At 38.2% G+C, this 9115-nt stretch carries 9 protein-coding genes; 5 read left to right on the top strand and 4 right to left on the bottom strand.

Going from position 1 to position 9115, the window contains the following annotated elements:
• Positions 1-10: 10 nt before the first annotated feature.
• Positions 11-469, bottom strand: coding sequence for a division/cell wall cluster transcriptional repressor MraZ (gene mraZ, locus WNY98_RS00490; protein WP_007582904.1), 459 nt, complete (start codon positions 467-469; stop codon positions 11-13).
• 498 nt (positions 470-967) lie between these two features.
• Between mraZ and WNY98_RS00485 the strand changes: the two genes are divergently transcribed.
• The 3 genes from WNY98_RS00485 to WNY98_RS00475 are packed head-to-tail and all read left to right on the top strand — an operon-like array spanning position 968 to position 2012.
• A complete protein-coding gene (locus WNY98_RS00485; RefSeq protein WP_010554292.1) occupies positions 968-1306 on the top strand; it encodes a hypothetical protein in 339 nt (112 codons plus the stop codon).
• A 6-nt stretch (positions 1307-1312) separates the two neighbouring features.
• On the top strand, positions 1313-1759 hold the full coding sequence (locus WNY98_RS00480) for a hypothetical protein (protein ID WP_342876826.1): 447 nt from the start codon (positions 1313-1315) through the stop codon (positions 1757-1759).
• A gap of 10 nt (positions 1760-1769) precedes the next feature.
• A complete protein-coding gene (locus WNY98_RS00475; RefSeq protein ID WP_024599282.1) occupies positions 1770-2012 on the top strand; it encodes a hypothetical protein in 243 nt (80 codons plus the stop codon).
• A 3-nt stretch (positions 2013-2015) separates the two neighbouring features.
• Here the strand turns inward: WNY98_RS00475 and WNY98_RS00470 are convergent, their stop codons facing one another.
• Positions 2016-2990 carry a glutathione S-transferase family protein gene (locus WNY98_RS00470; protein ID WP_342876825.1) on the bottom strand — a complete coding sequence of 325 codons (975 nt, stop codon included), beginning with the start codon at positions 2988-2990 and terminating at the stop codon, positions 2016-2018.
• Positions 2991-3011: 21 nt separating this feature from the next.
• Positions 3012-3854: a pirin family protein gene (locus WNY98_RS00465; RefSeq protein WP_342876824.1), complete on the bottom strand. Its 843-nt coding sequence runs from the start codon at positions 3852-3854 to the stop codon at positions 3012-3014.
• 201 nt (positions 3855-4055) lie between these two features.
• On the opposite strand from WNY98_RS00465, the gene WNY98_RS00460 reads away from it, so the two are divergent.
• Entirely contained in the window at positions 4056-7160 is a 3105-nt protein-coding gene (locus tag WNY98_RS00460; protein ID WP_342876823.1) for an EAL domain-containing protein, read from the top strand.
• Between the two features lie 89 nt (positions 7161-7249).
• Positions 7250-8137 carry a LysR family transcriptional regulator gene (locus tag WNY98_RS00455; RefSeq protein ID WP_024599278.1) on the top strand — a complete coding sequence of 296 codons (888 nt, stop codon included), beginning with the start codon at positions 7250-7252 and terminating at the stop codon, positions 8135-8137.
• 3 nt (positions 8138-8140) lie between these two features.
• Here the strand turns inward: WNY98_RS00455 and WNY98_RS00450 are convergent, their stop codons facing one another.
• A complete protein-coding gene (locus WNY98_RS00450; protein WP_024599277.1) occupies positions 8141-9094 on the bottom strand; it encodes a YihY/virulence factor BrkB family protein in 954 nt (317 codons plus the stop codon).
• Between the last annotated feature and the right edge of the window lie 21 nt (positions 9095-9115).

Raw genomic sequence — 9115 nt, 5'->3', positions numbered from 1 at the left:
TTTTGTGCTGTTAGAGTGTAAAATTATCTAAATCTTGGTTAGGCTCAAAATCGCCAAGTCTTTCAAGCTCGGTATCTTGCTGCATTTGTTCGTGCCAACGCGCCTCATCCCAAATTTCAAATTTATTCATCAAACCAACTAGCATGATTTTTTTGCCAAGTGATGCATGAGCCCGCAGTGACGGCGCAAGCAAAATTCGACCATTTTTATCAAGTTGATATTCAGTAGCATTCCCGAGCAACATACGCTGCATTCGACGGGCTCGTGGGTTCATATTGGAGATTTTAGCTAAACGGCTTTCTATTTCGAGCCACTCAGCCAGCGGATACAACCATAAACACGGCTCATTTAATGCGACGGTACAAATAACCGTTCCCTGATCTTCAGACAATAGAGATTCTCGGTACTTAGTCGGTACCGCAAAACGCCCCTTATCATCCAAACTCAGTGAACTCGCGCCACGAAACATAAAAAACCTACTTTAAAATTGTTTTATTCAACTTTTGTTTATTTTTATCCAGTGTGATCCACTAAAAACCACTTTTTACCACAGTGCTCCAGTTTAGGGCTTGACAAGCCATTTTGTCAAGTAAGCTGACCAGCTTTAGTAAGTCCCAAAGCTAGAAAAAATAAGGGCTCAAGCGAAGCGTTTGAATTATGTGGGAAAAAGTGGGATTGTGATGAAAAAAATATCTATTCTGTTTTTTATAACTTTCTGTTTACACGCTTTGCTTACTGAATAACCAATGAATATTTACAACTTTTTAAGCATTTTTACTCCCTTTGTAAAATTTACCTAACCGTGTAGTAATAGTTACTGTTTGCTTTAAATTATCAAATGTGAAAAAGCTACACACAAACAATAAAAGATAACACATTCAATAACTTAAAATAAAAAACGGTTTTGGTTTAATCATTGCATTATTTAAATCACTATTTAAATTTTTTAACTTATTAAGGATTGATTATGGCTACTGCAACAAATACGAAACCAAACACAACTTCAGATGTTAAGCCTGACGTTAAACTAACAAATACTGAATCACCTCTTACAGAGAAAGCAACATCAGCGGCACACGATGCTGTAGATGCACTTTCTAGCAAAGCAGCAACAGCTGAAAGCAGTGTTCGTAAAGGCGCTTCAAGCTCAGCAGAAGCATTAAGTGAAAAACAACTTATTGCACGTGAAAAGTTAAGTGAATGTACAGCTAAAACTCGTGCATTTGCTTCTGAAAACCCATTAGCAACAGCGGGGATTGCTTTTGCTGCGGGTATGCTGATTACATCACTATTTCGTCGTAAGTAATTAGTGATGAATAACCCACAAACAAGCGCAGCCAAGGATGGTGAAGCGCAAAACCAAACTACTGAGCAGCAGAGCCAAAAGGACGATTGGCAAGATCATATTGCAAAGCTTTTAGAGTACTCTAAGCAGCTCAAGGATGATTACCAAACTCAAGGAAAGATCACCCATCAGCTTGCTAAGGCTGAATGGCGGTTGTCGCTCAGATCGCTTGCATTGATCACTATATTTTTAGGCTGTTTTGCCAGTGGTTTGGTTTTGTTGTGGGCAGGATTTTTGGGTGCTGTTGGATACGGTGTATATGATCTTTTTGGGTCAGTATGGTTGAGTATTGCAACAGCTACTTTGCTGCAAGTTGCTTGTTTAGCATGGCTTTGGAAAAATACGGTTTACCTAAGCAATAAAATTGGCTTTAGTAAAACACTTAAAAGCTTAAAAAAGCTGTTTAACTTATAAGGAAATTACTATGTTAGTTAATTACTTAATTAAAGCACCTAATGAAAACGTTGATGCTCTTAGTAAGCAAATGCATACGCGCAGTGAGCTGAAACGCCAACATCATGCAGCGTTTCAATATAGGCTAAAGCGTTTTGCCGCAACTAAAGTGGGACTAACAAGTGCCTTTTTAGCCGGTGCAGCTGTACAAGCAGGAAAAGGCGAAACCAGCTTTGTAAGAAAATACGGCTGGCTTGTTAGGCTATTTGCTTAAACATTAAACATTTCTACCGTGATCGGATAAGTAATTAATACTTGGGCCACTTGGCACAATTTGTGTTGGATTGATCATTGTATGGCTAAAATAGTAATGTCGTTTAATATGATAAAAATCAACTGTCTCTGCTACTCCCTTAACCTGATATAGCTCTCTAAGGTATCCGCTCAGTGCAGGATAGCTTTCAATTGTGCGTAAATTACATTTAAAGTGACCAACGTACACACTATCAAACCGAATGAGAGTGGTGAATAATCGCCAATCTGCCTCTGTGAGTTCATTTGTGGCTAAATAACGCTGCTTGCTCAGTATTCCCTCTACTTTATCGAGCGCTTTAAAAACATCATTAAATGCCTCTTCATAAGCATCCTGAGTTGTTGCAAAACCCGTACGATATACACCATTATTTATATTTGGATAAATCAGCGCGTTTAATTCGTCAATTTTTGGTTGCAGCGCCTCAGGGTAGTAGTCATCGTTATTACCTGTTAATTCATTAAATGCACTATTGAACATGCGAATAATATCGGCAGACTCATTACTAACAATCTTATTGAGCTTTTTATCCCACAATACGGGAACCGTTACTCGCCCAGAATACTCAGGGTTATTTTTTGTATACACTTGATGTAAGTAGTTACTATTAAATAAAGCATCGCCAGTACTGTGGTTTTTCGTATCAAATTCCCAGCCACTATCAAGCATATCAGGGCTAACAACCGATACCGTAACTAAGTCTTCCAACCCTTTTAACGCTCTAAATATAAGTGTTCGGTGAGCCCAAGGACATGCTAGCGATACATATAAATGATACCTGTTCGCTTGTGCTTTAAAACCTGCGTCACCGGTTATTCCAGCACTGCCATCAGCAGTAATCCAATGGCGTAACTGCGAAGCTTCGCGTTCAAACTTACCATTACTTGAATCAGTGTCGTACCATTTATCTTGCCATTGACCGTTAACTAATAATCCCATGAAACTCTCCTAAAAATACTGTTAAATTTTGCCAAACTCGCCGTTTCTATAATCATGTACCGCTTGCTGCACTTCATCTTGCGCCGTCATTACAAACGGCCCCATATGAGCAATTGGTTGATTAAGTGGATCGCCAGCTAAAATCAATACACCAGCGCCGTGCTCAGAGATAACATTAATATCACTGCCTAGTTCTAAAATAAGTAACTTACCCGCTGGTATTATTTGATTGTCGTTCGTTATTAGTGAGCCGCTATGAATATAAAGCATTACTTTTTGTTGGCTAAGAGGCTCTAAATCCATGCTTTTACCAGCAGGTAATGTAATATCAGCGAGCGCAGCATTGGCAGCTAAACTTTGCAGAGTGCTTGTAAGCGTTTCACTTTCGAACTGCCACGATCCCGCAAGTGCTTTTAACGTCACACCTTGTGTATTTGTAAAACTCGGAGCTGGGTTTTTAGTAGTATCTTGATAACGTGGATCACGCATTTTATCCAAACTTGGCATGTTGATCCAAATTTGAAAGCCATGCAAACCGTCAACAGCATCCGCGAGTGGCATTTCACTATGCATGACGCCGCGCCCTGTACTCATCCATTGCACATCGCCTGCTTTAATTGCTTCTCTGTTACCCATTTGGTCACGATGTTCAAAGCCACCTTTTAGAATATAAGTAAACGTTTCAATACCTCGGTGCGGATGCTCAGGAAAGCCTCCCATATACTCTTTTTTTTCGTCTGACTTAAGTTCATCAATCATTAAAAATGGATCTAAATATTTACCATCAAACCCAGGTATACGGCTAATGTTCACGCCATCACCATCTTGAGTTGCATAAGCTGTCAGTATTTTTAATATTTTCATTTTTTAATTCACTCTAAAGCATAAGTTTATGAGGCTATTAAATCATTCATTAAACAAAACAACTATGTCTTTAAATCGACCTTAACATTCCAAAAAACAGAACTATAATGATTCATTGGTTATATTTTCAACCTTATAATTACTATGGTTATTTGGAGTGAATTTGGCTACAATTGTTATTGCAAAATACAAAACTAAGGAATGGTTATTTTCACTTATTCTCTCAAACATCAGCTTTATCGTTTGCTTATACTGTTAAGTATTCCAGGCACTGCTGTAATTATTTTTACACTGCTGCTTGAGCGCGATCACTCTATTGAGCAAAGTGAAAAAAAAGTAGAAAACATTGCTAAGCAATTAATTTTACAGCAAAAGCATTTAGTCGATGATATTAACCGGTTAGCGCGTTACTTAGCTAAAGAGGAAAGTAAGAAAGAAAATCTAGCAACGTCCTGCCCTAATTATTTTAATCAATTTAGAGCTATATACGCGCACGTTGCCAATATCGGGATTGTAAATCCAAATGGCATTGTTATATGTACAACAAGCGGGTTAGCCAAAAAAATAAATATTGCCGATCGGGCGTATTTTCAAAACGCCTTAAAAAGCAACCAATTGTCGGTAGGTTATTTTCAGCACGACCGAAGCCTGCAAAAAAACACCCTTAATTTTGCGTTACCTATTATTAATAAAAAAAATGTAATTCAGGGCGTTGTAGTTATCGTTGTTGCGCTAGACTGGTGGAATAATGCATTTAATGACATTGAACTTCCGCAGGGCTCTATTGCTGCAATTGCTGATTCTAACGGAAAAATTTTAGCGCGTTATCCTCCTACAACAGCCGCGCTTGGCGATAATATCGCACAGACTTTATTAGCAACTGATTCTTCGATTGATACTGAGGCATCAACAAAAATAAAATCCATTGAAGGTGAAGCCCGAATGCTTCATCACTCTGTTATTTACAGCGATCCGAGTAACAACAGCTTAAATATACATATCGCACTTCCTGTCACGCATGCTTTAAAACAAATAAATAATAACTTTTTTATAGCGATTGGTGTGTTTATTTTATCGCTACTGATACTGTCTTTAATTGCACGAAAACTACTTAAAACAAGTATTATCGACCCAATTAATAATCTAACAAATGCAACAAATGTGCTAGCTAAGGGCGAAATGCCCGCACAAAATATACAGCCCAATAATCCCGAACTAAATACTCTTTATCAGCATTTTAAATCAATGGCGCAAACTAGGTTAACAGCCGAGGCTAATTTAAAAAACAAGCATGACGAGCTTACTAGCTTGCTTAATACTCTGCCTGATAGTTACGTTAGAATTAACATCCATGGCGATATTCTCAACATAACGGGGCAATTTAAGCCCCAAGTAAACCCAAATAGCACTGCCGCACCTCATTTATCATCAATACTTTCACACAGCAATGTTCAGCTTTTATTATCGCAGTTATCTAAACTTGATGTTTCGAGCAATTTAGAATTCACACTCGAAAAATCAGATCCTAAACGCAGCTTTGAAGCGCGTATTAGTGCTATGCAAAGCAAAAATGAATACGTTGTTGTACTACGTGATATAACACAGCGAAAAGTAAATGAAGAAGCACTCCACCTTGCCTCGCTAGTGTATAACAACAGTAGTGAAGGTATGGCAATCACCGATCCAACAGGTATTATATTTGATGTGAATCCTGCATTTAGTAAAACGACCTTATATAGTAAAGAAGAAGTTATTGGGCGGTCCTCTTCAATTCTTTCATCAGGAAAACATGATAAGAAATTTTACAATAAAATGTGGTCAGAGTTACAGCAAACTGGCCGTTGGCAAGGCGAGGTTATTAACCGTAAAAAGAGCGGGCAGTTGTACTCTGAGTGGCTCACAATCGATACGGTTTATGATAAAAATAATGCACCAATTCGTCGAATCGCGATATTCACAGACCTCACAGAGAAAAAACAAGCTAATGAAACTATTTGGCGACAAGCTCACTTTGATCACTTAACAGACTTGCCAAATCGTTTAGAGTTAAAAGAGCGATTAAATAAACGATTTTCAAATGTTGTTACTCCAGATAATCAATTGATTGTCATGCTTTTAGATATTGATCACTTTAAAGATATTAATGACACTTTGGGCCATCATTATGGCGACAACTTATTAAAACTCGTATCACAACGCATAGTACAGTCGGCAAAGAATGCTGACTTTGTGGCTAGGATTGGTGGTGATGAGTTTGTTATTGTATTTAATCACATTAAAAGTACGCGCCATATTAATCAAATTGCGAGTAATATTTTACTTAGCTTATCGTCAGCTTTAAATCTTGAAAACGAAGAGTTATTTATTAGTGCAAGCATAGGTATTGCATGTGCCCCAAATGATGGTAAAAATACTGAACAGCTTTTAAAAGCAGCCGACCAGGCTATGTATAAAGCAAAGAGTAATGGTCGTAATTGTTTTGAGTTTTTCTCTGCTGACATGCGCGAATATGCACATGCTCGCATGGTGCTATTAAAAGACTTACGAAGTGCCATTGAACTTGAACAGTTTAAGTTATTTTATCAACCCATTGTTGCTTTAAATGATTTACATATTCATAAAGCTGAAGCGCTGATTCGTTGGCAACATCCTGAAAAAGGGCTAATCAGCCCTATCGCATTTATTCCACTTGCTGAAGAAACCAGGCAAATAAATGCAATTGGCCAATTTGTATTTGCCCAAGCCCTTCAAACACTTAACGATATAAAAACACTAACCGATGATACGTTTCAAATAAGTGTAAATGTATCGCCAGTGCAATTATCCACGCCAGAGAGTGGCATAGATGAATGGTACGATATGCTAAAAGCAGCAAAACTACCTGCTTCGTCAATTGTCGCAGAAATAACTGAAGGCTTAATGGTTAATCCTGAAGCGCTAACACAAAGACGCCTAAAAGAAATCGTGAAATCAGGAATGCAGCTAGCTCTTGATGATTTTGGCACTGGATATTCATCGCTCGCTTACCTACAAGAAATGGACACCGACTATTTAAAAATAGATAAGCGTTTTGTCGATAATATTCAAATAGGCAGCCAAGAACTTGCATTGTGTGAAGCCATAATCGTTATGGCGCATCAGTTGGGCTTAAAAGTAATCGCCGAAGGAATTGAAACTAAATTACAAATGCAGCTATTACTGGAAGCTGGATGCGATTACGGACAAGGTTATTTGTTTTCAAAACCTTTAAATAAAAGCAGTTTTATGGCACTTCTAGCGGATAAAAAAGTAGCTTTGTTAAAATAAATAGACAAAAAATAACTGTTACGCAATAAATAATGCGTCTGCGCGGTCAAGTTAAGCAACTTGATATAAAGTAGTAACAGGATTTTAAAATGGCAAAAGCAACATTAGAGCAATGGCGAATGTTTAAAGCTGTTGTAGATCATGGCGGGTTCGCAGGCGCAAGCGCAGCTGTACATAAAAGTCAGTCAACCGTACACCATGCAGTGCAAAAACTTGAAGCCGCCTTGCAAATTAAGTTGCTTGAAGTAAAAGGTCGTAAAGCATTTTTAACCGATAGCGGTAAGCTTATTTTACGCAGAGCTGAATTTTTAATTGAAGAAGCAACTAAAATAGAATCGGTAGCAACTACGCTTAGCGAAGGCGTAGAGAGCACATTAAAAATAGCCGTTGATGAAGTGTTCCCACACGCTATTTTATACCAAGCACTTGCTAAAACGAGTGAGCTTTACCCTCTTTTAAAAATTGATTTAGTAGAAAGCGTGCTAACCGGTGCAAACGAATTACTACATAACTCAGTAGTTGATTTAGCCATTTCATCAATTCCTATTTATGGAATTAGCTGCAGTACGCTATGCGATATAGAGTTTATAGCGGTTGCGCATAAAGACCATGTATTACAACAGCATAGTGAACAACTCAACTTTCGAGACTTAAAGTTACATAGACAAATAGTAGTTCGCGACTCAGCAACCCACACCAGTCACAATGAAGGCTGGTTAGGTGCTGATATGCGCTGGACAGTGAGCCATTTACGCAACTCTATTGATATGGTTAGTCAAAATTTAGGTTACGCTTGGCTGCCAAAAACACAAATTGCACATTTAATTGAAGATAAAACGCTCATCGCGCTTAATTTAGATCAAGGTACAACCCGTACTCTTAATTTATATTTAATGTGCAACGACAACGACAGGCTTGGCCCTGCAGCACAAGAATTTAAAGAGCAAATTACTGCACTTACTAATTTAGCTAGCTAATAGCTATTCGTTTTTTACATCGAGGTGATCTGCTACATAGGCGCCTCGCTGCCCACGCTCTTTAGCTGGGCCTATAGTACTGTCTTTACCTGTTTGCTGTTCAGTTGCAGCATTAATAACAGCACCTAATGTGATTATATAAGCGCTGATATACAACCACATCAACATGATCACTACACCACCTAGTGAGCCGTAAGTTTCGTTGTAACTAGAAAAACGCGACACATAAAAAGAAAAACCTATAGACGCCAAAATCCACAGCACGGTAGCAATCGACGATCCCATCGTGATCCAACGCCATTTAGCGGGTTTACGATGCGGGGCATAACGATATAAAAGTACTAATGCAAAATTAAAGGTAAAAGCCAGTAATGGCCAAGAGATAAGTTTAATTAATAAATCTATACTTTCTTTTAGCCCCACCAAGTTTAGTACGATGGGTAAAATACCAATAATTAATAATGCAAAAATTGCGACAACAATCGCTCCTACTGAAAATAAAAAACGCACTAATTGAGCTTGAAAAAATGAGCGTTTTTCATATTCACGATAACTAATATTACACGCAGTTATAAGTGCTTGGCTGCCTTTTGAACTACTCCAAATGGTAAGTATGAGCGTACCGATTGCACTTAAGCTCAAGCTTGCACTTGATGTTTTAGCAAGGCTAGAAACCTGAGATAAAATCAGTTCACTGGTGCTTGGTGGAAGCAAAGTAACTATTTTACTTAAGTGCTCACTAATATCTGTTGGGGATGAAAAGTACGCATACACTGATACCATCGCCGCAATGGCTGGAAAAATAGCAAGTAACGCATAAAATGCCACACCCGCCGCCACTATAGATAAATTATCTTCGCTCATTTGCTTAAAAATACGTTTAACAATATCCCACCAGCCTATAAAAGGGATATGTGCAGGCTGCTCTGCTTCCTGTCCTCGTTTAGCTTCTTTCATTCTAAACCTCAATATTTATAT

The sequence above is a fragment of the Pseudoalteromonas sp. AS71 genome (genome assembly GCF_038900275.1).
Taxonomy (GTDB): Bacteria; Pseudomonadota; Gammaproteobacteria; order Enterobacterales; family Alteromonadaceae; genus Pseudoalteromonas.
The sequence above is the reverse complement of the archived record's forward strand: the minus strand, read 5'-3'. Positions and strand labels throughout refer to the sequence as shown.

Coding starts and splice junctions, on each gene's coding strand:
- mraZ (WP_007582904.1), bottom strand. CDS start 469: ATGTTTCGTGGCGCGAGTTCACTGAGTTTGGATGATAAGGGGCGTTTT.
- WNY98_RS00485 (WP_010554292.1), top strand. CDS start 968: ATGGCTACTGCAACAAATACGAAACCAAACACAACTTCAGATGTTAAG.
- WNY98_RS00480 (WP_342876826.1), top strand. CDS start 1,313: ATGAATAACCCACAAACAAGCGCAGCCAAGGATGGTGAAGCGCAAAAC.
- WNY98_RS00475 (WP_024599282.1), top strand. CDS start 1,770: ATGTTAGTTAATTACTTAATTAAAGCACCTAATGAAAACGTTGATGCT.
- WNY98_RS00470 (WP_342876825.1), bottom strand. CDS start 2,990: ATGGGATTATTAGTTAACGGTCAATGGCAAGATAAATGGTACGACACT.
- WNY98_RS00465 (WP_342876824.1), bottom strand. CDS start 3,854: ATGAAAATATTAAAAATACTGACAGCTTATGCAACTCAAGATGGTGAT.
- WNY98_RS00460 (WP_342876823.1), top strand. CDS start 4,056: ATGGTTATTTTCACTTATTCTCTCAAACATCAGCTTTATCGTTTGCTT.
- WNY98_RS00455 (WP_024599278.1), top strand. CDS start 7,250: ATGGCAAAAGCAACATTAGAGCAATGGCGAATGTTTAAAGCTGTTGTA.
- WNY98_RS00450 (WP_024599277.1), bottom strand. CDS start 9,094: ATGAAAGAAGCTAAACGAGGACAGGAAGCAGAGCAGCCTGCACATATC.